Annotated in this window: 21 protein-coding genes, 1 tRNA gene and 1 pseudogene; 8 read left to right on the top strand and 15 right to left on the bottom strand. The window is 70.9% G+C overall.

From position 1 onward, the window contains the following. Window positions 1–142 precede the first annotated feature (142 nt). From ACIBM5_RS19890 to ACIBM5_RS19840, 11 genes are all read right to left on the bottom strand, one after another. Window positions 143–676: a bacterial proteasome activator family protein gene (locus ACIBM5_RS19890; protein ID WP_026219578.1), complete on the bottom strand. Its 534-nt coding sequence runs from the start codon at window positions 674–676 to the stop codon at window positions 143–145. A gap of 260 nt (window positions 677–936) precedes the next feature. Continuing rightward, a complete protein-coding gene (locus ACIBM5_RS19885) occupies window positions 937–1749 on the bottom strand; it encodes a hypothetical protein (RefSeq protein ID WP_396008063.1) in 813 nt (270 codons plus the stop codon). Window positions 1750–1893: 144 nt separating this feature from the next. Beyond that, window positions 1894–2670, bottom strand: a complete 777-nt coding sequence (locus ACIBM5_RS19880; RefSeq protein ID WP_396008062.1) for a hypothetical protein — start codon at window positions 2668–2670, stop codon at window positions 1894–1896. A 176-nt stretch (window positions 2671–2846) separates the two neighbouring features. Continuing rightward, window positions 2847–3827, bottom strand: coding sequence for an NAD(P)H-quinone oxidoreductase (locus tag ACIBM5_RS19875; RefSeq protein ID WP_391587297.1), 981 nt, complete (start codon window positions 3825–3827; stop codon window positions 2847–2849). A gap of 10 nt (window positions 3828–3837) precedes the next feature. After that, window positions 3838–4986 (bottom strand): potassium channel family protein, encoded by a 1149-nt coding sequence (locus ACIBM5_RS19870; RefSeq protein WP_391587296.1) that lies wholly within the window; start codon window positions 4984–4986, stop codon window positions 3838–3840. Then, on the bottom strand, window positions 4983–6173 hold the full coding sequence (locus ACIBM5_RS19865; RefSeq protein WP_396008061.1) for a molybdopterin molybdotransferase MoeA: 1191 nt from the start codon (window positions 6171–6173) through the stop codon (window positions 4983–4985). Before ACIBM5_RS19865 ends, ACIBM5_RS19870 begins: the two co-directional genes overlap by 4 nt. Before the next feature lie 23 nt (window positions 6174–6196). Next, window positions 6197–7054: an NTP transferase domain-containing protein gene (locus tag ACIBM5_RS19860; protein WP_396008060.1), complete on the bottom strand. Its 858-nt coding sequence runs from the start codon at window positions 7052–7054 to the stop codon at window positions 6197–6199. Beyond that, on the bottom strand, window positions 7051–7800 hold the full coding sequence (locus tag ACIBM5_RS19855; protein WP_396008059.1) for a TrmH family RNA methyltransferase: 750 nt from the start codon (window positions 7798–7800) through the stop codon (window positions 7051–7053). The genes ACIBM5_RS19860 and ACIBM5_RS19855 overlap by 4 nt, the downstream gene beginning before the upstream one ends. Window positions 7801–7890: 90 nt before the next feature. Beyond that, a complete protein-coding gene (locus tag ACIBM5_RS19850; protein WP_396008058.1) occupies window positions 7891–9186 on the bottom strand; it encodes an HTTM domain-containing protein in 1296 nt (431 codons plus the stop codon). After that, the gene (locus ACIBM5_RS19845) at window positions 9173–9997 is read right to left on the bottom strand and encodes a DUF5819 family protein (protein WP_396008057.1); all 825 of its coding nucleotides are present in this window, start codon (window positions 9995–9997) and stop codon (window positions 9173–9175) included. The genes ACIBM5_RS19850 and ACIBM5_RS19845 overlap by 14 nt, the downstream gene beginning before the upstream one ends. A gap of 244 nt (window positions 9998–10241) precedes the next feature. Further along, window positions 10242–11888: an AMP-binding protein gene (locus ACIBM5_RS19840; RefSeq protein ID WP_396008056.1), complete on the bottom strand. Its 1647-nt coding sequence runs from the start codon at window positions 11886–11888 to the stop codon at window positions 10242–10244. A gap of 120 nt (window positions 11889–12008) precedes the next feature. Here ACIBM5_RS19840 and ACIBM5_RS19835 point away from each other — a divergent pair, with 120 nt between their 5' ends. Then, window positions 12009–12698, top strand: coding sequence for a PaaI family thioesterase (locus ACIBM5_RS19835; protein ID WP_396008055.1), 690 nt, complete (start codon window positions 12009–12011; stop codon window positions 12696–12698). Between the two features lie 24 nt (window positions 12699–12722). Here ACIBM5_RS19835 and ACIBM5_RS19830 read toward each other — a convergent pair whose 3' ends face one another. Next, window positions 12723–13055 carry a rhodanese-like domain-containing protein gene (locus tag ACIBM5_RS19830; RefSeq protein ID WP_391587288.1) on the bottom strand — a complete coding sequence of 111 codons (333 nt, stop codon included), beginning with the start codon at window positions 13053–13055 and terminating at the stop codon, window positions 12723–12725. A gap of 296 nt (window positions 13056–13351) precedes the next feature. Further along, window positions 13352–14182: a hypothetical protein gene (locus tag ACIBM5_RS19825; protein ID WP_396008054.1), complete on the bottom strand. Its 831-nt coding sequence runs from the start codon at window positions 14180–14182 to the stop codon at window positions 13352–13354. Between the two features lie 182 nt (window positions 14183–14364). On the opposite strand from ACIBM5_RS19825, the gene ACIBM5_RS19820 reads away from it, so the two are divergent. Beyond that, the gene (locus ACIBM5_RS19820; RefSeq protein ID WP_391587286.1) at window positions 14365–14952 is read left to right on the top strand and encodes a TetR/AcrR family transcriptional regulator; all 588 of its coding nucleotides are present in this window, start codon (window positions 14365–14367) and stop codon (window positions 14950–14952) included. Window positions 14953–15438: 486 nt separating this feature from the next. On the opposite strand, the gene ACIBM5_RS19815 is transcribed toward ACIBM5_RS19820, so the two are convergent. After that, entirely contained in the window at window positions 15439–16821 is a 1383-nt protein-coding gene (locus ACIBM5_RS19815) for a DUF2252 domain-containing protein (RefSeq protein ID WP_396008053.1), read from the bottom strand. 111 nt (window positions 16822–16932) lie between these two features. Beyond that, window positions 16933–17016 (bottom strand) — tRNA-Leu (locus tag ACIBM5_RS19810). Between the two features lie 387 nt (window positions 17017–17403). Between ACIBM5_RS19810 and ACIBM5_RS19805 the strand changes: the two genes are divergently transcribed. The 6 genes and pseudogenes from ACIBM5_RS19805 (at window position 17404) to pknB (ending at window position 25768) form a co-directional block, all read left to right on the top strand. Then, window positions 17404–18291 (top strand): FhaA domain-containing protein, encoded by an 888-nt coding sequence (locus tag ACIBM5_RS19805; protein WP_391587284.1) that lies wholly within the window; start codon window positions 17404–17406, stop codon window positions 18289–18291. Window positions 18292–18301: 10 nt separating this feature from the next. After that, window positions 18302–18838: an FHA domain-containing protein gene (locus ACIBM5_RS19800; RefSeq protein WP_391587283.1), complete on the top strand. Its 537-nt coding sequence runs from the start codon at window positions 18302–18304 to the stop codon at window positions 18836–18838. 5 nt (window positions 18839–18843) lie between these two features. Further along, complete coding sequence (locus tag ACIBM5_RS19795) at window positions 18844–20424, top strand: PP2C family protein-serine/threonine phosphatase (protein ID WP_396008052.1); 1581 nt, start codon at window positions 18844–18846, stop codon at window positions 20422–20424. Continuing rightward, window positions 20390–21820 (top strand): annotated as a pseudogene (locus ACIBM5_RS19790) (FtsW/RodA/SpoVE family cell cycle protein); the annotation flags it as partial. The gene ACIBM5_RS19795 and the pseudogene ACIBM5_RS19790, both read left to right, overlap by 35 nt. Window positions 21821–22133: 313 nt before the next feature. Further along, the gene (locus ACIBM5_RS19785; RefSeq protein WP_396008051.1) at window positions 22134–23660 is read left to right on the top strand and encodes a peptidoglycan D,D-transpeptidase FtsI family protein; all 1527 of its coding nucleotides are present in this window, start codon (window positions 22134–22136) and stop codon (window positions 23658–23660) included. A 206-nt stretch (window positions 23661–23866) separates the two neighbouring features. After that, window positions 23867–25768 carry a Stk1 family PASTA domain-containing Ser/Thr kinase gene (gene pknB / locus ACIBM5_RS19780; protein WP_396008050.1) on the top strand — a complete coding sequence of 634 codons (1902 nt, stop codon included), beginning with the start codon at window positions 23867–23869 and terminating at the stop codon, window positions 25766–25768. Window positions 25769–25864 lie beyond the last annotated feature (96 nt).

The following is a 25864-nucleotide window of genomic DNA, read 5'->3' as shown; positions in this document are numbered from 1 at the left end:
CCTCCACGCTGCACCACTCGCGCACGACCTCGGTGCGCGTCGACCTACCGGAAAGCGCTCCCGTCGCATCGCCGACAGCCTGTCAGAGACACGACGAGAGCGCAGCGGGTCGGCGCCAACCGGCACCGTCCCTACCGGAACGCTAGAGGTAGGGACCCGACTGGGTGTGCGGCGGCTCGCCCTGCCCGCCGGGGACCACGCCGGGCGGAAGGGCCCGACGCATCGTCTCCAGCTGTGCGCGCGCCGCCATCTGCTGCGCGAACAACGCGGTCTGGATGCCGTGGAACAGGCCCTCCAGCCAGCCCACCAGCTGCGCCTGCGCGATCCGCAGTTCGGATTCGCTGGGCACCGAGTCGTGTGTGAACGGGAGCGAGAGCCGCTCCAGTTCCTCGACCAGTTCCGGGGCGAGCCCCTTCTCCAGTTCCTTGATCGAGCTGGCGTGGATCTCCTTGAGTCGCACCCGGCTCGCCTCGTCGAGAGGAGCCGCGCGCACCTCCTCCAGCAGCTGCTTGATCATGCTGCCGATGCGCATGACCTTCGCGGGCTGTTCGACCATGTCGGTCACCGCGAGTTCACCGCCCTCTTCACCGAGGCCGCCACCGAGCGCCATGCCATCCGGCCCGACGATCACCACCTGCGGGTTCTCACCATTCGCTTCGTTGTTCGGCGTATCCATACATCTCATCCTAGGAGCGCCGAGAGGTTATGCCGTCCTGCCGCGCACCACTGCGCGAGATCGTGTCAAAAGCGCCGCGAGCAGGGCCGCGAGGATCGGCGGCCCGATCGGCGCGAGGCCCGGTCGCGACCACGGAATCACCGGTTCGGGGGCATGCGGCCGGCTACCCGGCAACACGCGCCCGGGCCGGGTTCGGCAGATCGGCACGCGTTGGAAGGACCTACGGAAGAAGCCGGATCAGCCGGCGAACGGGCCAGTCGTCAATGGTCGTTGGAAATCCCGTTGCGGCAGTTGAAATTGAACGTGTACCGCTCGGTCTGTGCGTTGGCGACCGGTTGGAGGATCAGCAGCTGCACGACCCCTCCCACCTCGCCGAAGAGTTGCGGCGGGATCGGCCAGGGGAGCGGAATGGTCTGCTGACGCGGGCCGCTACCGGTGAAGTGCAGGATGTCCGGCGGAAACGTGAAGGGCACATCGGACACCCACTGGAAGATCACGTCACCGGGGCCCGGCCCGTCCACGACCACGGTGCCGAGGAACTCCACCTGGTCGATCCCGTTGCAGCGCACCCAGGAGCCGTTCGCCCGGTCGGCGCCGAGCCGCAGGTCGCTCACCCGGAACCGCTGGCCCAGCGGTGGCGGCGTGGTCGGCGAGGCGCCGCCGGGGCCGGCCGTCGTGGTGGTGCCACCCGAGCCGCCGGGCTGCCCGCCGGGAGCCCGCGTGGCGGGCGGGTCTGCCGGCCGATCGCCCGAGGCCGGAGCGTTCCCCGGCGGTGCGGTCACCGTCTCGGTCACGGTGACCGTCGGCACCGGGACGGACTGCCCGTTCGCGGTCGGCGATCCGCCGGACGTGGGCGCGGCGCCGGAGGGCACGGGGGTCGCCTCGACGCTCTGGTCCTGGGCGGGCAGTTGCGGCGGGATGTCCGCGGGTGAGGGGCCGGCTCCGTTGTGGCGAGCCTGCATTCCGGGGCCGGAGCCGCAGACGTTCGTGAGCACGAGCAGCGTGATGAGGGTCAGCGCGATGATCGTCGGGCCCAGCGGTATCCGCCTGTGAAACCCGCCGATCGACCACATCACGCCTCCTTCCCCCACCACCGGTCGGACGTTTCCGGAAGGTACCGCCGTATCACGATCCGCATCCTCGACGAGCCTGCACCCTTCATCCGCGATGCGCCAGACACACAGTCTGCCCGGCGGGACCGACGCCCGTCGCGACTCTCAGCGTTGTCGCGATGCCGGAAAACACCGGACAAGCAGTCCACCGGCGCAGACGATACCGGCTCCTCCGAGGGCGATCGGAGTCAAATTCACAACGGATGGACCGGTTCTGGCCAGCGTGGGCGGCGCATCGAAGGCCGGAGGGGTGACAGGAGCGGAGGCGTCGGTCGAGGCGTTCGGGTCGGACTCGATCAGATACCGCGCGACGACTCGCCCGCCGGAGCGCACGGCGTACACCCCGGGCCGATCGTCCCCGGTGATCTCCGCCCCCCAGGAGCGAAGTTCGTTCAGGCCGTCGGTGCCCCCGGTGAGCAGGAGTTCGTGCTCGACGTCGAGCACCGCCCGGCCCGACTCGTCGGTCAGCGGACGGGCGCCGTGTGCGGCCAGCCGGTCCAGGAATCGATCCCACTCCTGTTGCGTCGGCGGGTCCGTGACCGGGGCCGGCTTCGGCGGTCCGGTGGGCTCGGCCGGCGCGTGCCCGTGTACCGGTGGATCGGGGTGCAGTTCGGCCGCGGCCGGCGCCCGACCGCGTGGGGAGGCGGCCGAGTCCGCGTCGCCGGTCGGGGTGCTCGCCGGCGGCGACCCGCCGATCGGGGCGGGCGGGGGAGCGGACGCCGCGCTCGCGCGGACCGGGACGGCAGCCGGCGCCGCGGCACCGGGAAGCGCCGGCGCGCCGGCGAGCGCATCGGTCAGGGCCGGGGCACCGGAAAGGGCGAGGGCCGCCGCGAGCACGCACCCGGCAGCCAATCGACGTGCGAAGCCGCCGGGGGTAGGCATGCCGCCAGACTAAGGAAAATCGACAAAAGACCCATTCAACGACATTCGCCGCACCGGGATGGTCATCCGATTTTCATTCGTCCGGCGGCAGGCCGGCCCGACCGCCGCACCGTGCACCCACCCGGCGGCAACGTCTCGCCCGGCCCGCGACACCCCGAGGGCCCGCGCCCGCCGGGTCAGCGCACCTTCAGCAGCACCTTGCCGATGTGCCCGCTCGCCTCGACCACGCGGTGCGCCTCGGCCGCGTCGGCCACCGGCAGCACCCGATCGATGATCGGCCGGATCCGGCCCGCGTCCAGGAGCGGCCACACGTGCTCGCGTACGGCCGCCACGATCGCGGACTTCTCCGTCGTCGGGCGGCCGCGCAGCGAGGTCGCGGCGATCGCGGCCCGCTTCGTCAGCAGCTTGTTGAGGTCCAGTTCGCCGCGGGCACCACCCTGGAGACCGATCACCACGAGCCGGCCGTTGACCGCGAGCGCGTCCACGTTGCGATCGAGGTACTTGGCGCCCATGTTGTCCAGGATCACGTCCACCCCGGCCCCGTCGGTGGCCTCGCGGACCCGGGCGACGAAGTCCTCGTCCCGGTAGTTGATCGTGACGTCGGCGCCCAGTTCGCGGCAGCGGGCCAACTTGGCCGCCGATCCCGCGGTGGCGAACACCCGGGCACCCGCGGCCGAGGCCAACTGGATCGCCATCGTGCCGATGCCGCTGGAGCCGCCGTGCACCAGGAAGGTCTCGCCCTTGCGCAGATGGGCGACCATGAACACGTTCGACCAGACCGTGCACACCACCTCGGGCAGTGCCGCGGCCGAGACCAGGTCGACCCCCTCGGGCACGGGCAGCAGTTGGCCGGTGGGCACCCGGACCCGCTCGGCGTACCCGCCGCCCGCGAGCAGCGCACACACCTCGTCGCCGACCGCCCAGCCGGACACCCCCGCGCCGACCTCGACGATCCGGCCGGACGCCTCCAGACCGGGATGGGCGGACGCGCCCGCGGGTGGATGGTAGAACCCCTGGCGCTGCAACAGGTCGGCCCGATTGACCGCCGACGCGGCCACCTCCACCAGCACCTCGCCGGGTTCGGGTTTCTCGTCCGGGACCTCGGTCCAGGTCAGTACCTCGGGTCCGCCCGGCTCGGCAATCGTGATCGCGTACATGGCATCCAGCCTATGAGTCGCCCGTCTTCGGCTGCGGTTTGTGTGTTTTGATCACCACGAGTCGGTCGCCCGCCCCGAGCACCGCCGCCTCGGGGTCATCGTGCCGCAACGTACGGTGTCCGCGCACCACGGCCACCACCAGATCGCCGCACTCGCCCGGCGACTTGCCCGCCTCGCGCTTGTCGATCGGCCGCTCGACCAGGTCCATGCCCTCGCCGTAGTGCATGAGGTCCTCCATCACCTCGCCGACGTTCGGGCTGAGCAGGGAGACCCCGAGCAGTCGGCCCGCCGCGCTCGCGGTGGTGACCACCGAGTCGGCTCCGCTCTGCCGGATCAGCGGCGCGTTCTCGTCCTCGCGCACCGCCACCACGATCCAGGCCCGCCGGTTCAACTGCCGCGCGGTCAGCGTGACCAGGGCCGCGGTGTCGTCCCGGTTGACCGAGACGATGATGTTCCGCGCCCGTTCCACCTCGGCCCGGCGCAGCACCTCCGCCCGGGTCGCGTCGCCGGAGACCACCACGAGCTTGTCGTCGTCGCTCGCCTCGGTGACCGCCTCGGGGTCGGAGTCGACGATGACGATGTTCTCCCGCGAGATCCCCTGTGCCATCAGCGTGTGCACCGCGCTGTATCCGGTCGTGCCGTAGCCGACCAGGATCGTGTGGTCGCGCAACGTGGACCTCCAACGGTTGAGCCGCAACTGCTCCCGCGTGCGCTCGGTGAGCACCTCGAGGGTCGTGCCGACCAGGATGATCAGGAAGATCACCCGCAGCGGGGTGATCAGGACGACGTTCACCAGACGGGCGCCGTCACTGGCGGGGGTGACGTCGCCGTAGCCGGTCGTGGACAGGGTGACCGTCGCGTAGTAGACCGCGTCGAGCAGCGAGACCCGCTCGTCCACGGCGTCGCGGTAGCCGTCCCGATCGAGGTAGACCACCAGGATGGTGACCGCCAGGACCAGCAGCGCCATCCCGAACCGGCGCAACACCTGCATCAGCGGACCGGGACGGTCCTTGGGGATGTGTACGGTCGCGCCCGCCTGCCCGGCCAGGCCCGCCGGTTCGTCGGTGCGCTTCTTCAGCGCCGGCAGCGGCCGGGCGAGCGCGCCGCGCGGCCCGCGGCGATCGGCCGGCCGGTCGTCGGGAAAGCGCACGGTCTTCATCGCGGTGCCCCGAGCACCTCGACCCGCTCGCCCGCACGCGCGCCGCCGGGCGGCACCACCGCGATGCCGTCGGCGAGCGCGAGTCCGCGCAACATCGCCGGGCCGGAGAAGGCCAGCGGGCGATCCCCGCGCATCGGCACCAGGCGGGTGTCGCACGGGTGGCCGGCGATGTCGACGCCGAGCCTGATCCGGCGCGGGCGCGGTTCCGGGCGCCCGGAGAGCCGGCGCAGCAGCGGCACCGCGAGGGTGAGCATGCCGGCCACCGCGGCCAGCGGGTTGCCGGGCAGGCCGACCAGATAGCGGCCCGCGCCGGGGCGCTCGCCGGGCAGGTGGGCGAGCAACATCGGATGCCCGGGCCGAACCGCGACGCCGTCCACCAGGATGTCCGCCTCCAGATCGGCGAGCAGCCGGTGCACGTGATCGCGCGGGCCGTCGGCGGTGCCGCCGGTGGTGATCACCACGTCGGCGCGGGATGCGCTCACGTGTCCGCGCAGCGTGTCCAGGTTGTCCCCGACCCGGCGAACCCGCAGCAGGTCGGCGCCGAGGGTGCGCAGCCACGGCGTGATCAGCGGGCCGAGCGCGTCCCGGATCCGGCCGTCCCTCGGCAGCCCGGCATCGAGCAACTCGTCGCCCAACACCAGGAGTTCCACCCGCGGCCGGTCGACCACCACGAGTTCGTCGTAGCCGGAGGCGGCGGCCAGCCCGGTGACCCCGGGGGTGACCGTGGTGCCGGCCGGCAACAATTCGTCGCCGCGCCGGCACTCCTGACCGCACGCGCGGATGTCGGTGCCCTGCTGGATGTGCACGTCGGCGAACAGCGTGCGGCCCTCGACCCGGCTCTGTTCGCTGCGCAGCACGGCGGTGGCCCCGTGCGGGACCCGCGCGCCGGTGGCGATCTCGACCGCGTCCCCGTCGCGCATCACGCCGATCTCCGCGCCCGCGTCGCCCGCGAGCAACCGCCCGCGCACCCGCCACGGCCCGGGGCCGGCGACCGCCCACCCGTCCATCGCCGAGGTGTCGAAGGAGGGCAGATCGGTGAGCGCGACGATGGGCCGGGCCAGTACGTGATCGCGCGCGTGGTGCAGCGTGCGCGAGACGGCAGGCAGCGGTCGTCCGGCCGCGCGGGCGGTGGCCCGGGCCTCGGGCCAGCCCGGTGCCTGCTGCGGGTGCGGCTCGGAACGCGCCATGGTCCGACTCTCCCGAGAGATCATCAGGCGCCCGGCTCGGAGCCCGTGCCGCGACGCTCGGCGAGGTCCTGTGCCTGGCGCAGTGCCTCGGCCACCGCCGCCGCGCCGCCGCCCCGACTCGCCGCCGCGTAACCGACCAGGAAGGAGGTGAGCGGCGCGGCCGGTCGCTGTACGTTGTGCGCCGCCACCCGGGTCATGTCCAGCAGCGCCGCGATGTCCACGTCCAGCTCGATGCCCAGTTCCTGCTTGACCGCTTCGGTCCACTCTTCCAAGCCAGTCATGTCTCTCCTCTTCGGGGCTGTGTCCATCCTCCCCGACCGTGCTCGCGCGTCGCGCACATCGGTCCAGGTGTCGCAGTCGAACACGGCTTCGGGGTCGGCCCGGATCCGGCGCGGCGCGAGCGGCTCGACCACCCGGCGCAGCGCCGCCCCGGCCGGTTCGGCCAGGGCCGCGACGCCGGCCCGGAGCGCGGCGGTGCGATAGGCGCCGAGCAGGATCTGATCGCGCCCGTCGGCATCGACCGCGACCGCGCCGGCTCGACCGGGCTCCCGGTCCAGCGCGGCCACCAGGCGCTCGATCAACTCGGCGGGCACGAACGGCAGATCCGCGGCGAGCAGCACGACCACCTCGGCCCGGACCAGCGGCAGTGCGGCGGCCAGCGCGGCCACCGGGCCGCCGCCGGGCGGATCCTCGCGCACCCACACCACCTCGCGCGCGGTGGCCCGGCGCGGCCCGGCGACCACGATCCGCTCCGCCCCGGCCAGCGCGGTGAGCACCCGGTCGAGCAGCGAGACGCCCGCCACGAGCAGGCCCGGCTTGTCGGCACCGGCCAGCCGGCGGGCCGCGCCGCCGGCCAGGACGACCGCGTCGTAGCCGCTCACGTCGGTGCGTTCGCGGAGGTCGCGGACCAGCGGAAGAGCGTCATGGCGACGCTGGTCGCGAGGTTGTAGCTGGACACCTTCGGCCGCATGGGGATGGCCACGAGCCGGTCGGCGCGCTCGCGCAGCGCCGCCGAGACGCCGTGTCGCTCGGTACCGAACGCCAGGATCGCGTCGTCCGGGATCTCGATGTCGCGCAGGTCCGCGCCCTCGGGATCGAGCACGAAGACCGGTCCGGCCGGCAGCGCGTGCGGGGAAGCCACCCGGGCGACCGTGGTCGCGAAGTGCAGCCCCGCACTGCCGCGGACCACGTTGGGGTGCCACGGGTCCAGGTCGCCGGTGGTCAGCACGGCGGCGACGCCGAATCCGGCGGCCAGCCGCACCACCGCCCCGACGTTGCCCAGGTTGCGCGGGTTCTCCAGGAGCACGATCGGCGCGCTGCGGACCCGTCCCGGCTCGGGCTCGGGGCGACCGGCCAGTGCCACCACCCCGGTCGGGCTGCCGCGCGGGACCAGATCGCGCAGGAACGGCTCGGACACCTCGTGCGCCGTCTCCTCCAGGTAGTCGCCCACGTCGGCCGCGAGTTCGTCGGCCAGGGCGACGACGGCCGCCCGGTCGGTGGTCACCACGAGTTCGATCTCGGCGCCGAACCGCAACGCGTGCTTGACCGCGTGGAAGCCGTCGAGCAGCACCGCCCCGGGCGAGGCGGCCCGCCACAGTGCGAGGGTCTGCGTCTCCTGGGGGTTCATAACAGCAGCGTAGGACCTGTCGAACCGGGTCCCGGACGCGCGGCGGCGGCGTGCGCCACTCGGCACCGGGACCCTCCGGGCACGCTCGGATCAGGCCCGGCTCGACGCCGAGGCCACTCCTTCGAGTCCGTCGGACGTATCCGGCGCGGCCGGCTCCGTGCCGACCACCGGCGCCGGTTTCGCCGCGGCCGGTCCGCGGCGCAGCCGAGCCGTCAGCCGGGTGAGCACTCGCGATCGGGTCCAGATCAGGAACGCGGTGGGCAGGAACAGCGCGTCGCCCACGGACATGGACGCGGAGAACGCGGGCAGGCCCAGCATGATCGCGATGCCGAAGTGCATGCCGAGCAGGATCACGATCGCGACGTACTTGACCCGCTTGGCGAACAGCATGAACACGAAGCCGACCTGGATGAACACCGTGAGGTAGCTGATCAGCACGCCCATCTCGGCGTTCTCGCCGAGCATGTGGCTGAACCCGGGCCACGGCGCGAAGTACTCCAGGTTGAGCACGTAGTGCATCGCCGTGCCGTCCTGCCAGTACGAGCCCTGCACCTTGTACAGCCCGGCCGCGCCGTAGATGAAGCAGACCTCGGCGGCGATCACGAACAGCGCGCAGTTGTGCACGGCGGTCACCAGGCCGGCCCGTACCTGCTCGGCCTGGCGGGGCAGCCGCCACAGCGCGCCGAAGGCGATCGCGATCCCGGGGATCCAGATCCAGCGACAGACGAACGCGAAGGAGAACTCCGGGTCCAAGGCCCACGAGTCGCCTCGGCAGGTGGTGCCGAGCGCGACCATCGCGATCAGCGCGACCAGCACGCCGATCTCGTGTCCGGGTCCGGTGCCGGGGCGGATCCCGGTGCGCCTGGCCCGGCGCGCGTCCAGCGACCAGACCCGTCCGCAGGCGGTGAAGGCGAGGTAGATCGACATCAGCAGCAGGACGGTGTCGCCACCGTCGGTCATCAGGATGGACCGGCTGTTGAAGGACACGACCATGATCGCGAACAGGATGCTCATCGCCCGGGTGTGCCATCCGAGCACGAACAGAGCGCTGATCACGATCGCCGCGATGTAGACGCCTTCGAACCACATCCGCGAGTCGCTCTCCAGGAGCAGGCTCACCCCGCCGATGCCGCCCAGCAACTCCCGGGCCATGTCCGGCGACCAGGCCGACTGGTCGCCCCAGATCTCCCGGCGGTTGAAGTACTCGCGGATCAGGCCGACCAGGAAGACCAGGCCGTAGCCGATCCGCAGCAGGGCCGCCTGGTGCACGGCGAAGGTCCGGGTGCTGACGGTGTCGAGGGCGTGCACCAGCCACCCGCCGACGGCGTCCTCGACCCGGCGGTACGCACTTGCCGCGCCGCGCGGCTGCGGCTCAGCGGAAGTCATCGGGCTTCGTCTCCCACCAGCCGAGCGTGCGGTACGAGGTTTCCGGCCCGACCTTCGCGTCCGGCTTGCCGATCGGCGTGGTCGCGACCCGGATCCGGACGGATTCGAGTCTGCGGTCGGCTCCCGCGTCCTGGAAGCGGTGCACCACGATCCGGCGCAGGTAGCGCTGGGTCAGCGGGCCGCGCGTGCCGATCGCCGACTCGTCCTTGGCCTCGTGCGCGTCGGCATAGCTCGACCACGCGCGTCGGATCATGTTCTGGTCGGCCTTGCTGGGATAGGGGTTGCCCCGGATGTGCTCCAGGTCGTTCCCGGTCAGGTCGGACCACTCGGACTCGACGACGCTGCCGTCCGCGCCCCGTATCCGCGACTGGGCCTGGAGGCGGAAGTTCTCCGACATCGGATTGGGCGCGAACAGCGCCCAGTTCTGCTCGAAGTACGGGTAGATCCAGGTGCCGGTCGGCTTGCGGTACTCCTGGCTCAGCGTGTTGCTCGGCGCGACGTGCAGGAAGACGAAGAACACGTGAACCAGGGTCACCAGGATCGCGAGCACGGCGAACAGCGCGGAGATCGAACGCACCGCGGTCGAGCGCTGTTCGTCCGAGGGCACCGCCGTCTCGATCGGTGTGTCCACGGGGGCGCGTTCCCCCGCCTGTGCCGGGATCCGAGCCGGCGGCCGGTCCGGATCCGGCGCCGGGCCCCGGTCCGCCGTCGTGTCGGCGGTCGAGGTGCCCACCGCCGCCGCACCCGCCTCGAGTCCGGGCTTCGACCGATCCGCCGGTTGCCCGGACGTCGCGTCGTCAGGCGACTGCATGCCTCTCCCGTGGTCGATGGGCCCACCGGTCCGGACCCGTGCTGCCGGCACGCTACCGGGTCCGATCCGCCGGTCGTACCGAAACCGTTGCCAACCACTCGGTAGAGACGGTTTCCGTGACCATAGAACGTGTTCTACTCTGGGCGCCGGTGCGACCCCGGCCCGACCACGATGTCCGGCACGGGGGTGCGGGCATACCGGGCCGGGGTCGCACCCCTCACGGCCGACTCATCGGCTCACCGGCTCACAGGTCCAGCACGCCCTCACGGTCGTGCGCCCGGTAGCGGCCGAGCAGTTCCTCCCGCCCCGCGTCGTCGAGCAGCCGGTACGCCGCGCCCCGCTCGGGCCGCCACCACACCTGCCCCGCCGCCCGGAAGCCCGCCCGCCGCAGGCCGACCTTGTGCACCTTGTTGGTCGCGGTGGTCGGCACCTCGTCCACCACCCGCACGAACGTCGGCGTCATCTTGGTGCCCAGGTCCGGCTGCTCGGCCATGAAGGCGGCGAACTCCCCCGGGTCGAACTCGGCGCCCTCGCGCACCTGCACGCACGCCATCACCTGGTCCCCGGTCACCGGGTCCGGAACCCCGTACACGACCACGACCTCGAACGGCGCGAAGCGGGCGAGGATGCCCTCGATACCGGCCACCGCCAGGTTCTCGCCGTCCACCCGCAACTTGTCGTCGGCGCGGGCGGCGAAGTAGAGGTACCCGGCCGCGTCCCGGTAGAAGTGGTCGCCCGTCCAGTACTGCCCGTCGCGCGCCCGGGCCGCCGAGGCCTCCTCGTTGCGCCAGTACCCCTCGAACCCGTTGCGCCCGGTGTTGACCAGTTCCCCGATCGCCGCGTCCCCGTTGACGAGTCGACCCGCCGCGTCGAACTCGGCCCGGGCGCACTCCAGGCCGGTCGCCGGATCGAGCACCGCGCCGTGCTCGGGACACGGCCCGACGGCACCCGCGGGCGTACCAGGCCGCCAGTTGACGCTCATGCCGCCCTCCGAGGAGCCGTACCCCTCGGTCAGCGCGCACCCGAACCGGGCCTCGAAGCGCGCCATGTCCACCGCACCCGCCTCGGTGCCGAACCCGGCGCGCAGCGGATTGTCCCGATCGTCCGGCCGCTCCGGGGTGGCCAGCAGATAGGAGATCGCCCGGCCCACGTAGGTGAAGTAGGACGCGTTGTAGCGGCGGATATCGGGCAGGAACGCGGACGCCGAGAACCGCCGGCGCAAAGCGACCGCACCGCCCGCCCGCAGCGCCGGCGACCAGTTGGCCATCAACGCGTTGCCGTGGAACATCGGCATGCAGATGTAGTTGACGTCGTCCGGCCCGAAGCCGAACTGCTCGGACAACACGGTCCCGGCGCCGGCCAACCGGCCCTGCGAGCAGACCACGCCCTTGGGCGCGCCGGTGGACCCGGAGGTGAACACGATCAGCAGGCGATCCGCGGGATCCGCGACCAGGGCGGGCAGCGCGGCGTCCTCGTACGGGCGCAGCAGGTCGTCGTACGCGGGATCGTCGACCACCAGGATCCGCTCCGCCGGGATCCCCAGGTCGAGCCCTTCGAGCAGGGGCAGGTGGGCGCGCTCGGTGACGATCACCCCGCACTCGGCGTGCGTGATGTCGCGCGCCAGTTCCGCGCCGCGCCGCGTGGAGTTCACCCCCACGAGGGTGGCGCCCGCCACCGCCGCGCCGGAGAGCCAGTGCGGGAACTCGGGCACGTTGTCGAGCAGGACGCCCACGTGCGGCTCGGCCCCGCTCGGGAGCAGGTCGGTGAGCAGCGCCGCCCGGGCGGCGGCGGCTCGGGCGAGTTCGTGGTGCGTCCAGGTCCGATCCTCGAAGTACAGCCCGGTCCGTTGGTCGCCCCACTGGTGATGGACGAGTTCCGCGATCGTCACCATGCCGCACTCCCTCACCGAGATCCGGTCGAGCCGGATCTGATAGACCGTTAGATCTGATGCACCGTCATATTCTTTCCGCATTCTTGGCAAGATCAAGAAAAGTGTCACGGAGGTACGGGTATGAACTCGAACACCAGGCCGCTGCCGCCGGCCTCGGCCACCGCGCTCGCCGAGCTGATGGCCGGCACGCTGCCCGGCCCCGACGACGTGACCGCGGAGGCGCTGGACCTCGCCGACCGGGTACGCGACCTGGTCGAGGCGGTGGTGTGGACGGACGTGGACGCGGCGGTGCGCGCGGACGCGGCCCGTCGGGTCGCCGAACTGACCGCGCTGCTGAACGCCGCCCGGCGCTCGCAGGCGGTGTCGCTGATCCAACATCCGAACGGCCGGCTGGAGCACCTGACCCAGATGGGCTCGGGTCGGCTCAACCCGCAGGCGCCCAGGCTGATCTTCGAGGAGGTCGAGCCGAGGCCGGACCCCACGGCCGACCCGGAATCGGTGGAGATCCGCGCGCACTGCACGCTGACCGCGGCGCACGGCGGGCCGCCCGCCCGGGCGCACGGCGGGATCGTGGCGGTCCTGCTCGACCAGTTGCTGGGCGTCGCCGCGTCCGCGGCGGGGGCGCCCGGGCTGACCGCCGGGCTGGACATCCGCTACCGCCGGGCCACGCCCTACGACGTGCCGCTGGAGCTGACCGGTCGCTGGACCGGTCGCGAAGGGCGCAAGAGCTTCGCGACCGGTGAGATCCGCGCCGACGGCGAGCCGACCGCCGAGGCGACCGCGGTGTTCATCGCGGAACGCCGGTCCTGACCGGTCCTGCGGCCGGTCCGGGAGTCACACCACCACGGGGGCGGCCTGCGTCTCGCTCACCATGGGCCGTCCGGCGGCCTCCCACGCCAGCATGCCGCCGTCGACGTTGACCGCGTCCCAGCCCTGCTGTCCCAGATAGTGGGTGACCTGGGCGGACCGGCCGCCGACGCGGCACATCACGTACACACGCGTGTCGTGCGGCACCTCGTCGATCCGCTCCAGGAGCGTGCTCATCGGGAGGTGCCGGGCACCGGCGACATGACCGGCGTCCCATTCGTGCACCTCCCGTACGTCCAGGACGAAGGCGTCGTCAGGGACCGCGGCGGCGGGCACGGCCGGCGGGGGCGACAGGTGCATCGAATCTCCGGGAGGTCAGGCGTCCGGAACCCGTCCGGCCGCGCTCATCGCACATTGTCGGCCATCGGCGCCGTGCACACGTGCCTCGAAAGAGCGAACCACCCCGCCCACGCGCACGACACGCGGCCGAAATGACGGCTGTGTGCCACCGGGCGAGCAGGATGGGCGAGCGGCGATGGCCGCAATCCTCCCGGGCCGGCCGACGCCCATCCGGCCGGCCCGGGAGGGTCGCCGGCGCGCCGCGATCCACTCGGCGCGGCCCCGCCGGGAGCCGCCGGACGGGCCCGGGCCCGCGGTCAGGGATCGACCAGTGTGCCGAGCACCTTCTCCTTCTCCGCGATGTCGTGCAGGAGCTGATCGGCCAGGTGCTCCAGCAGCCCGTCGGGGTCGTTCGGCGCGAGCTGGAGCAGCTGACCCATCGCGCCCTCCATCAGCTGATCGCGCAGGCCCGCCAGCTCGGCCCGCCGGTGGGTGAGCCAGGCCAGCCGGCTGCGCAGCCACTGCCCCCGACTCTCCGCGTCCGGACCGATCGCACCCTCCGGGGAGGTGGCCCATTCCGTACCGAGAGCCAGCAGCTCGGTCACGTCGCCGCGCGCGTAGGCGGCGTTCACCCGGGCGATGAAGGTGCCTCGGCGCTGCTTCTCCTCGGGATCCTGGACCAGGTCCGGGTGGGCCCGCCGGGCCAGCTCGCGAAAGAGCTTGCGCGCCTCGGCACCGGGGCTGACCCGGTGCACCTCCGGCACCGGCATCGGCTCGTCGGCCGCCTCGCCCGCGCCGCCCGATGCCCCGCCCGACCCCCCGCCCGCGCCGTCGAGGGCGCCCAGCAGCGAGTCCAGATCCGGCATATCCGTGACCACACCACGCAATTCGACCGCGCGCCGGATGTCCGTGGGATCGCCGGTGTGCGCCGCGATCGCCTCCGCGATCAGCGCGTCCAGCTCGTCGAGTCGCTCGTACAGCGGCCCCAGTCGGCGGTGGTGCACGATCGCCAGGTTGTCCAGCTCGACCTGAAGGGTCGTCACATCCACTTCGTCGTCGAGCAGCGCGGTCTCCGCGGCGGCGACCTGTCGTTCCAACTCGGCGATTTCGGGGTCCGACCAGGGGGTCGGCGCGCTGACCTCGTCCATCACGTCCCTTGTGTGCTGTTCTGTTCCCGCGCGACACCGGCCGGCGGGCGCGTCTGCCGGACTTTGAAGATCAAATCACTCGCAACACCCCCCAGCAGCCTATGTGGTAGGGCAGCATGGTCAGGCCGTCCCTGGCCAGTCGATCCAACAAAGCAGTTGGCTAGAGGGGATAAGATCCAGCCATGCCGCCCGACACCGCACGCACCCGAGCCAAACTTCTCGACGCCGCCCGCGCGGAGTTCGCCGAGCACGGCATCGCCGGCGCCCGCGTCGACCGCATCGCCCTGCGCGCCGGGGTGAACAAGGAGCGCATCTACGCGTACTTCGGCAACAAGGAGCAGCTCTTCCAGCACGTGCTGACGGAGTCGCTCCAGGAGCTCAACACGGTCGTCACGATGCCCAACGACGACCCGGCCGAGTACATCGCCCAGGTCTACGACTTCTACTGCGCCCGCCCGGAGCTGCTCCGGTTGCTGGTGTGGGAGGCGTTGTACTACGGCCACGACCCGGTTCCGGACGAGGAGCGGCGAGTCACGAGCTACGCCGCGAAACTTCAGGAGTTCGCCGATCATCTCGGCGTGAAGCCCTCGCCGGAGGTCGCCCAGCTGCTCTTCTCGCTCATCGGCGTCGCCGCCTGGCAACAGACGATGCCGCAGATGTCGCGGGTACTGCTGGGGGCCGACTCGGAATCCGAGGAGGCCCGGGCGAACCGGCGCAAGCACCTCATCGAGTTCACGCGAGCGTCCATCGCGTCGATGAAGCAGTCATAGGGCGCACGGCCGGATGAAGGGTCCACCCTTCATCCGGCATGCCCACGCAATACCGTCCTTCCCAGCACCGCATCCCCCGGGGAAGGCGCACCCGAGGTCCTGCCCGTCCCCGCGGATCCCCTGAACCCCCGTCGCATCGACCCGCACTTCGTCCCCGAGGCAACGGCCGCGCTCGCGTCGGGGATCCCGGTGGCGCGGGTGGACCACGAAGCCCTCGTGCGCGGCGACGCGCACGAGGCGGTGCACCGCGCCCCACGATCGGGGACCGCCGCACCATCGCGGCCGGCCGATCCCCGACGGCGCACTACCCCGCCCCGGACGCGGCCCCGCCGGCCCGTGGCACGAGCCCGGCCGGCTCGCCGGAGCTCCGGCGGGCGGCCCCCGAACTTCCCGGCCGGTATCCGTGCCTTCGCGACCCGCCTCCGCACCCGGTGCGGGATCCCGCACCGGCGGCACGGCTGTTCGCCGGCCGCCGGTGACCCGGGGTCAGACCCCGGTCTCGGCCGGCAGCCGCCCCGATCGCACGGCCGCGAGCAGTTGTTCGTGGTCGGCCTCGGTGCGATCCGCGTAGCGCACCGCGAACCGCGCGAACGCGTCGTCCAGCCGATCGCTCTTGCCGCAGTAGCCCGCGAGCACCTTGGGGTCCACCGAGTGGCTGTGCGCGCGGGCCAGCAGCGCGCCGGTCATCCGGGCGTAGTCGTCTATCTCGTGCGCGGCCAACGCGCTCGGGTCGATGCTCCCCTTCATGTTGCGGAACCGGCGCACCATGTACGCGCGCCCGTCGATCGAGGTCCACCCGAGCAGCGAGTCGGTACCCGCCTGCATCCATTTCTGGCCCACCACGACCCGGCGCCCCTCGTGCTCGACGTGCGCGGGCGGCAGATACGGCGCGAGCGCCGAGGGCCGGGCCTCCTTGACCTGGAGCACCAGCGGCTCGTCGCCGTTGCCCAGCAGCAGCACCACGTAGGCCCGGGTACCGACACTGCCCGTGCCCACCACCCGAAACGCCACGTCCTCGATCGCGAACCGGGCCAACAGCGGCCGGCGTTCGGTGGAGAGCGTGTCCACATAGCTCTCCAGGCCGGCCGCCACCGCGTGGGCGAGCGCGTCGTCCACCGAGGTGAGCACCGGCGGCTCCGGCACGAAGTGCCAGGTGCCGTCGGAGCGTCGCCGGGTCGCCTTGGCCGCGAACCGCGCGCTGGTGTTGCGCCGGGCCTTCGCGGTGACCTGGGCCAACAGACCGGACAGTTCGGCCGCGTCCGCATGCGCCACCAGCGACTCGTCCGCGATCGCGTGCCACGCCTGCAACACCGGCATCTTCGCCAGCACCTTCATCGTCTTGCGATAGGAGGCCGCGGCGTCGTAGGCCGCCCGGTGACACGCGTCCGCATCCAGACCGCCCACCCGCCCGGCCACCACGAGCGAGGCGGTCAGTCGTTTCAGGTCCCACTCCCACGGGCCCTGCACGGTCTCGTCGAAGTCGTTGAGGTCCATCACCAACCGGCCCTCGGCGGTGCCGAACACCCCGAAGTTCCCGGCGTGCGCGTCACCGCAGATCTGCCCGGTCAACCCGGTGACCGGCTGCGCCGCGAGATCGGCCGCCATCAACCCGGCCGAGCCGCGCAGGAATGCGAACGGCGAGGCCGCCATGCGGCCGATCCGCAGCGGCACCAGGTGTTCGAGCCGCCCGAGGTTGGCCCGCTCGACGCTCTCCACCACGTCGGGCCGATCCACCGCGGGTTCGAAGCTCGCGTGCGCGGCCCGCGACACCCGCTCGCGCAGCCCCTTGCCCAGCGCCTTCGACGCCACATCCGACCTGTCCCGAAAACCCGGAACGATGAATTCCCGCCCCACCGAAGTCCCCGACATCTACCGATCCTCCCCGGATCAAGCGCACGGCCCACCGCCGACACACAGCCGGGCTCACCCGGCCGGAGATACAGAAAGGCCCCAGGTCGATGACCTGGGGCCTTTGCTCGGTGCGCGAGGGGGGAGTTGAACCCCCACGCCCTTTCGGGCACTGGAACCTGAATCCAGCGCGTCTGCCTATTCCGCCACCCGCGCGAGCAATCAAAGATTAGCACGGGCTCCAGGCCCGATACGAATCCATACCCGCAGGCCCCACCGCTCACACCATGAGCATCCGTATGGACACCCAGAGCAACCAACGGTTCATCTTTGTGGACCGGGATCCCCACGACCCCCGCCTCTCCGGCATGCTTGCCCTGCACCGTACGGTGAACGGGCTTCGACCCCGGCCACGCACACGGTCGCGGCACAACTACTGCAAGCGAGCCACGGAGGGGGCAACAGGGTGTAGGAATCCCTGTGAAAGCCAACACTCCTTACAGTGGCCACGGTAGGGAACCGCGCCCGTTTCCCACGCGTGGATACGATCAGTGAGCAGACTGTAGGACCGGACCGGCCGATCGCGTACGGAAGGAGGTGCCCGTGGGTCCCCTGAAGAAGTTCGAGCAACGGCTTGAGGGCCTGGTCAACGGCGCCTTCGCCAAGGCGTTCAAGTCCGATGTCCAGCCCGTCGAGATCGCCAGCGCGCTCAAGCGCGAGTGCGACAACAACGCGACGATCTGGAACCGCGACCGAACCATGGTCCCGAACGACTTCGTCGTCGAGCTCGGCCAACACGACTATGAGCGCCTGAGCCCGTACGTGCAGCAACTCGGCGGCGAGCTGGCGACCGTGGTGCGGGACTACGCGCAACAACAGCGCTATTCCTTCATCGGTCCGGTCGAGGTCCACTTCGAGCATGCCGACGACTTGGACACGGGTCTGTACCGTGTGCGCAGTCAGGCACTCGCGGGCAGTCAGTCGCACGAACTACAGCAGCCCCCACAACAACCGCCCTTCCCGGGCGGGGGGCCGCAACCGGAGCAGCCACCACAGGGTTACGGATACGGTCGACCCGGCGGGCCACCCCCGCCCGGGGTGCCCGCACCACCGCCCTTCGGTCCGCCCGGGACCCCGGGAACGCCGACGCCTCCCCGGCCGCAGCCGGGGGAGCAGGCCGCCTACGGCCAGAATGCGCAGCCTGCACCACGGCTGCGTACCTGGCTGGAGGTCAACGGGGTACGTCACGAGCTCACTGCCCCGGTCGTGAAGTTGGGCCGCAGCACCGATGTGGAAGTTCGCGTGGACGATCCGAGCGTCTCGCGGCACCACGCCGAGATCCGCATCGGCGCTCCGGCGTCGATCACGGACCTCGGTTCGACCAACGGGATCGTCGTCGACGGCCAGCACTGTCAGCGTGCCGGTCTGCGGGACGGATCGCGCATCGTGCTCGGCAGCACCACTGTCGTGTTCCGCCAAGCCGAGGGGTGACAACGGGCGCATGTCTGAGCTGACCCTCACCGTTATGCGGTTGGGTTTCCTCGCTGTGCTGTGGTTGTTCGTGATCGTCGCCGTACAGGTGATCCGTAGCGACCTCTTCGGCACACGCGTGACCCAACGACCCGCGCGGCGCAGAACCGCCGCGCCCGCCGCCGGTGGAGGAGGTGCCGCTCCGCCTCAGCAGGCGCAGCAGGCCCCGCCCCCGCAGCGGCAGCAGGCCCGGCCCCGCCGCGGCCAGCGCAACAATCCCAGCAAGTTGGTGATCACCGAGGGCTCGCTGACCGGCACGACGATAAATCTGACGGATCAGCAGATCACCATCGGCCGGGCGCACGACTCGACCATCGTGCTCGACGACGACTACGCGTCGAGTCGGCACGCCCGCATCTACCCTGCGCCCGACGGCAGCTGGGTGGTCGAAGACCTCGGGTCGACGAACGGTACCTACTTGGACCGTACGCGCCTGACCGGTCCGACCCCCGTGCCGCTCGGAGCGCCGATCCGTATCGGCAAGACCGTTATCGAGCTGCGCAGGTAGCCTGAATGAGCCTCTCTCTCCGCTTCGCCGCCGGATCCCACAAGGGCATGATCCGAGAAGGCAACGAGGACTCCGGCTACGCCGGCCCTCGCCTGCTCGCGGTCGCCGACGGCATGGGCGGGCAGGCAGCGGGCGAAGTCGCCAGCTCCGAAGTCCTGTCCACCATCGTCGAACTCGACGAGGACGTGCCCGGAGCCGATCTGCTGGACGCGCTGCGTTCGGCGGTCGATCGCGCCAACGACCGACTGCGTGTGATGGTCGACGACGACCCCCAGCTCGAAGGCATGGGGACCACGTTGACCGCGCTGCTGTGGACGGGTAGCCGACTCGGCCTCGCCCACATCGGCGACTCCCGTGCCTACCTCCTGCGTGACGGCGCCCTGGAACAGATCACCCAGGACCACACCTGGGTGCAGCGCCTGGTCGACGAGGGCCGCATCACCGAGGAGGAAGCCGACCACCATCCGCAGCGCTCGCTGTTGATGCGAGCCCTGGACGGGCGCGGCCACGTCGAGCCGGACCTGTCGGTGCGCGAGGCCCGCCCCGGCGATCGTTATCTGATCTGCAGCGACGGCCTGTCGGGGGTGGTCAGCCGGGAGACCATGGAGGCCACCCTCCTGACCTACGCCAACCCCGGCGACGCGGTGCAGGAGCTGATCCAGCTCGCGCTGCGCGGCGGCGGCCCCGACAACATCACCTGCATCGTCGCGGATGTGGTGGACCCGGCCGATCAGCCCTCCGACAGCCCGATCGTGGTCGGCGCGGTGGCCAGCGTCGTGGACGACACCACGACACTGCCGACCACACCCGCGTCCCGGGCCCGCGAGTTGACCGCCGGCGAGTACGAGACCGAGGCCCTGGTCTCCGAGCCGGGCAGTCGGCGCAAGCCCAAGCCGAAGTCCACACTGCGTCGGACGCTGCCCATCTGGGGCGGGGTCGCGGTGCTCGTGGCCGCACTCGGCGGCGCGTACTACTGGACGCAGACCCAGTACTTCGTGGCCGACAAAGGAGACCACGTCGCGATCTACCGGGGGATCGACTCCAAGATCCTGGGCCTCAACCTCGCGAGCACCTACCAGAGCTACGACGAGCTGAAGCTCACGATGATCGGCCAGACCAACCGGGACGCGGTCAACAGCACGCTCGACGCGGCCAGCCTGACCGAGGCCCGGCACACCATCGACCGGCTCAAGCGGCAGGCCGACGTGTGTCGCAGGGCGTATGCGGCGGACGACGCGAAGAAGGCGGTCGAGGGCAACCCGGGCGCCCAACCCGCGGGCAGCGTGGACACGTTCCCGCAGCAGAACCCGGGCTTGCCGGCCGCGCTGCAGACCAACGCGCCGGTCTCCAAGCACACCCCGACCACCGCATCGCGAAGCACTCGAAGCTCCTCCACGGCCGACCCGGGATCCAAGGGCCGCGGTGCCACGGCGACCAGCCCGACCACACCGGCGAGTTCGGCGCCACCGAGTTCGGCGCCGCCGGCCGCGGTGCCGGAGGCGCCCGGATCGGGACTCTCCGCCGAAGAGACCGACCTGGCCAAGCAGTGCTATCCGCGACTGCCCGGAACCACCGGAACGAACTGAGGGGAGCGCCGTGAGCAACACGACGATCACCCCCCAAGCCGCACCGAATCGCCGCAACACCGAGTTGATGATGCTCGGCTTCGCGGTTCTGGTGCCGATGCTGGCTTATGCCAACGTGGGACTGGCGGGGGACGGGTCACTGCCGGTGGGGAGCCTGGTCAAGTACGGGCTCGGCCTCGGCGTCTTCGCGGGCCTCGCGCACCTGTTGGTGCGCAAGTTCGCGCCGTACGCCGACCCGCTGCTGCTGCCGTTGGCCACCTTCCTCAACGGCATGGGCCTGATGTTCATCAATCGGCTCGACCTGGACATCGTCAAGGGGGTCGGCCTCCCCGGCAACCTCAAGGGCACCGCGGCGGCCGGATCCCAGCTGATGTACTCGGCGATCGGCGTCGCACTGTTCGCCGTCGTGGTGGTCGCCTTGCGCGACCACCGTCTGCTGCAGCGCTACACCTACACGTTCATGGCGTTGGCCCTGGTACTGCTGGTGTCCCCCATCCCGTTCCCGGGTGACACGTACGGCGCCAAGATCTGGATCCGACTCGGACCGTTCTCGATCCAGCCCGGCGAGTTCACCAAGATCGTGATCACCATCTTCTTCGCGGGCTACCTGATGGCCAAGCGCGACGCGCTGGCGCTGGCCAGCCGCAAGGTGATGGGCCTGTACTTCCCGCGTGGCCGGGACATGGGCCCGATCATCGTGGTCTGGTTGCTCAGCATCCTGATCCTGGTCTTCGAACGCGACCTCGGTACCTCGCTGCTGTTCTTCGGCGTCTTCGTGGTGATGCTCTACGTCGCCACGGAGCGCACCAGTTGGCTGCTGTTCGGTGTCGTGATGGCCGTTGCCGGCGCGGTGGTGGTCGGCACGCTCGAACCGCACGTGCACGACCGGGTCGCGGCCTGGATGGACCCGATGGACGCGTACGCGAACCCTGCCCCGGGCAAGTCGCAGCAGCTGGCCCAAGCCCTGTTCGGCTACGGCACCGGCGGCCTGCTCGGCACCGGTCTCAACCAGGGTCACCCCACCGAGATCGGTTTCGCGGCGCGCAGCGACTTCATCCTCACCACGGTCGGTGAAGAGCTGGGTCTCGCCGGAATGATGGCCATCTTCATGGTGTACGCCCTGCTGATCGAACGCGGCCTGCGTACCGCGTTGGCCGCTCGCGATCCGTTCGGCAAACTGCTCGCGGCGGGCCTGTCGATCGCGCTCGCGCTCCAGGTCTTCATCGTGGCCGGCGGTGTCACCGGACTGATCCCGCTCACCGGTATGACGATGCCCTTCCTGGCGCAGGGTGGTTCGTCCGTGATCACCAACTGGGCCCTGGTGGCGGTCCTGATCCGGATCAGCGATACGGCCCGCCGACCGGCGCCACCGCCCGGCGCGTTCGACCCGAGCGAGGGCGTCGCACCCAGGCGCGGCTCGCATGCCTCGGGCCGGGGCGACACACCCGCCGCCGGCTCCACCCCGCCGCCGCCGAGTTCGACGCCGGCCGAAGGCTCCGCCTCCCCCGAGGCGCTGACGGTCGCGGGCGGGGTGCCGAGCGCACCCGGCGGACCGGCACCCTCGGGCGGATCCCCGACGCCGGCCAGACCATTCGTTCCGCCGCCGAGCCCCGGCGGCGGAACACCATACGGCCCACCGGGCCAGAGCGGCACCGGCGGGCAGAACCCGTGACCGCCGCCGCAACGCACGCCCAGGGGAGGGACATACCGTGAACAAGCCTTTGAGGCGGGTCTCCGTCTTCTGCCTGATCCTGATCGCGGCGCTGATGCTGCGGGCCAACTGGGTCCAGGTCGTCAAAGCCGACGACTACGCGGACAACAAGAACAACAGACGCGCGGCGTACGAGAAGTACTCGCACCCGCGCGGCGACTTCCTGGTCGAGGGCAAGCCGATCACCAGCTCGGTCAAGACCGACGACCGGCAGTACGAGTACCTGCGCAAGTACGAGTTCGGCCCGATGTACGCGCCGATCACCGGCTACATCTCGCCCTACATCGGCAGCAACCTCCTCGAGAGCATCGAGGACGACATCCTCAGCGGCAAGGACAGCCGGCTGTTCGTCCGCAAGGTGCTCGACACCGTGACGAACAAGGGCACCCGGGGCGGCAACGTCGCGCTGACGATCAACGCCAAGGCCCAGGAGGCCGCGTTCAACGGCCTCGACGGCAAGACCGGCGCCGCGGTAGCGATCGACCCCGACACCGGCAAGGTGCTCGCCATGGCCAGCACGCCGTCCTACGACCCGAACGTGCTCGCCCAGAACGACCGCAACGCGGTCGCCAAGGCGTACGACGGGCTCACCCTGGACACGTCCAAGACGCGCAAGACCCCGGATACCAACTTCGACCCGAAGAAGCCGATGGACAACCGGGCGATCCGATACACCTACGCACCCGGCTCGACCTTCAAGCTGGTCACCGCCGCGGCGGCGCTGTCCTCGGGGGATTTCAAGCCGGACACCGTGCCGAACGTCCCGCTCGTGGGGGGCAAGCTGTTCTACCCGAACTCGACCCAGTTCCTCCCGGACTCGCACCCCACCGAGTGCGCCGGCGCAACCTTGCAGAAGGCGCTCGAACTGTCCTGCAACACCGTGTTCGCCAGCGTCGGTCAGCAGTTGTCGCAGGAGAAGGTGAAGGCCCAGGCCGACGCCTTCGGCTTCAACAACTTCGGCAAGGGCACCAACCAGAACCCGCTGGACATCCCGAGCCGGGTCGCCCCCAGCGTGTTCCCCGCCGGGCTGGACCAGGGCCAGCTGATGCGCTCGTCGATCGGCCAGGACAGCGTGGCCTCGACCCCGATGCAGATGGCCATGGTCGTCGCCGGGATCGTCAACAACGGCAAGGTGATGAAGCCCTACCTCGTCGACGAGTTGCGCGCGCAGAACCTCTCGGTGCTGGAGAAGACCCAGCCGCAGGTGGCGAACCAGGCCATCACGCCGGAGGTCGCGCAGATGCTCCAGGACATGATGAAGGGCGTCGTCGAGAACGGCACCGGCAAGTCGGCCCGGATTCCCGGGGTCACCGTCGGCGGCAAGACCGGCACGGCGCAGCGCGGGGTCAAGAACAGCGAGCCGCCCTACGCGTGGTTCGTCTCCTACGCCAAGGGCGCCGACGGCAAGAAGGTCGCCGTCGCGGTCGTGGTGGAGGACAGCGACGCCGAGCGCAACGAGGTCAGCGGCAGCAGCCTCGCCGCTCCGATCGCCAAGGCAATGATGGAAGCCGTGGTCAAGAAGTGAGCCATGGCCTGCGATCACACCGATAGCAACTCCGACCACTACTGCAATCAGATACCGACGTGTCCTCGTGACTCGGGTGTGACGACGACCCGGGCCGTCACACCGGTACCGTGTCGGAGAACGTGCCGGACCGGTCGGGCATCCGCCCCGGTCCCGGCCGGCCGAAGACCGAAGGCCGTGGACCGGTAAGGGAAGGGCTGGAAGTTATGGAAGAGCCGCGTCGCCTCGGCGACCGGTACGAGATCGGCGCGGTCCTCGGCCGTGGTGGCATGGCCGAGGTGTACATGGGCCGTGACATTCGTCTGGGACGCAGTGTGGCGGTCAAGACACTGCGCGCCGATCTCGCCCGTGACCCTACGTTCCAGGCCCGGTTCCGCCGCGAGGCGCAATCCGCCGCCTCGCTGAACCACCCGGCGATCGTCGCGGTCTACGACACCGGCGAGGACTACATCGACGGGATCTCGATCCCGTACATCGTGATGGAGTACGTGGACGGCTCGACGCTGCGCGAGCTGTTGCACTCCGGTCGCCGGCTGCTGCCCGAACGGGCGCTGGAGATGACGGCCGGCGTGCTCCAGGCCCTGGAGTACAGCCACCGCAACGGGATCATCCACCGCGACATCAAGCCCGCCAACGTCATGCTGACGCGGCAGGGCACGGTCAAGGTGATGGACTTCGGCATCGCCCGGTCCATGGCCGACAACGGCATGACGATGACCCAGACCGCGGCCGTGATCGGCACCGCCCAGTATCTCTCCCCGGAGCAGGCCCGCGGCGAGACCGTGGACGCCCGTACCGACCTGTACTCCACCGGCTGCCTGCTCTACGAGCTGCTCACCGAACGCCCGCCGTTCATCGGCGACTCGCCGGTCGCGGTGGCGTATCAGCACGTCCGCGAGGACCCGCTGCCGCCGAGCACCTTCGACCCGGAGGTCTCGCCGACGATCGACTCGATCGTGCTCAAGTCGCTGGCGAAGAACCCGGACAACCGGTACCAGAGCGCCGACGAGATGCGAGCCGACATCGAGCGGGCCCTGCACGGGCTCCCGGTGGGCGCGCCGAGCGTGATGGCCGCGCCGATGGGGGCCGACCCGGCGACGCAGTACCTGCCGCCGACCGCGGGCGGGGCGACCCAGGTCATCCCGGCGCACGGTCGCGGGCCGAACACCGGGCAGTACGAGCTCGACGACAACGATCGCCACCGGGACGAGCCCCGGAAGTCCCGCGGCGGTGCGTGGATCCTGCTCGCCCTGGCCTGCGTCGCCGTCCTGGTCGCCGCGTTCTTCGTGGGCAAGACCCTGATGGGCGACGGCGAGGACAAGTCGGCGAGCACGCCGACGCTGGTCGGGAAGACCCTGGTCGAGGCCACGACGGCGGTGGAGAACGCCGGGTTCAAGATCAACATGAACGACGATCCGTCGAAGTGTCCACCGGGCGCCACCGGCACGAAGGGGAACATCTGCAAGCAGACCCCCGAGGCCGGCACGAGCGCCAAGAAGGGCGACACGATCCAGGTGTGGGCCTTCGGCGGCCCGAAGAAGACCACCGTGCCCACCGGCCTCAAGGGTCTGTCCGAGGAAGAGGCCACGGCCAAGCTCAAGGCCGCGAACCTGGTGGCCGAGGTGACGCGCAGCCAGACGCTGACCAACTGCCAGCGTGACACGGTGTGCTCGACCAACCCCGACTCCGGCACCGAGCTGAACGAGGGCGACAAGGTCACCCTGACGATCTTCAGCGGCAAGCAGCAGGTACAGGTGCCGAGCGTGGTCGGGCTCTCCTACGAGGAAGCCAAGGCCAAGCTCGAGAACCTCGGGTTCAAGGTCACCAAGTCGCCCGACCAGTACTCGGCGGACAAGCCGGTGGGCCAGGTCATCAAGCAGAGCGAGACCGCGAACTCGAAGATCAACGAGGGCAGCACGGTCAACCTGACGGTGTCCAAGGGCCCGCAGCCGGCCACCACATCGCCGCCGCCGTCCAACTCGACGGGCAACCCCGGCGGCAACACCGGCGGCACCACGTCCCCGCCCCCCTCCGGTGACAACCGCGGCGGTGGCAACCCGATCATGGGCGGCGACCTCCGCGGCGGCCACGGCAACTGGCCCAACTGAGCCGGGCGGTCACCGCGCATCAAGGCCCGAGGCCCCGGAAGCGTTGCTTCCGGGGCCTCGGGCCTGTTCGTTGCGGAAGATTTCGTGCACGTCCCT

The sequence above is a fragment of the Embleya sp. NPDC050493 genome (genome assembly GCF_044458105.1).
GTDB lineage: Bacteria > Actinomycetota > Actinomycetes > Streptomycetales > Streptomycetaceae > Embleya.
Note: the sequence above shows the minus strand (reverse complement) of the source record. Positions and strands in the feature narration are given on the sequence as shown.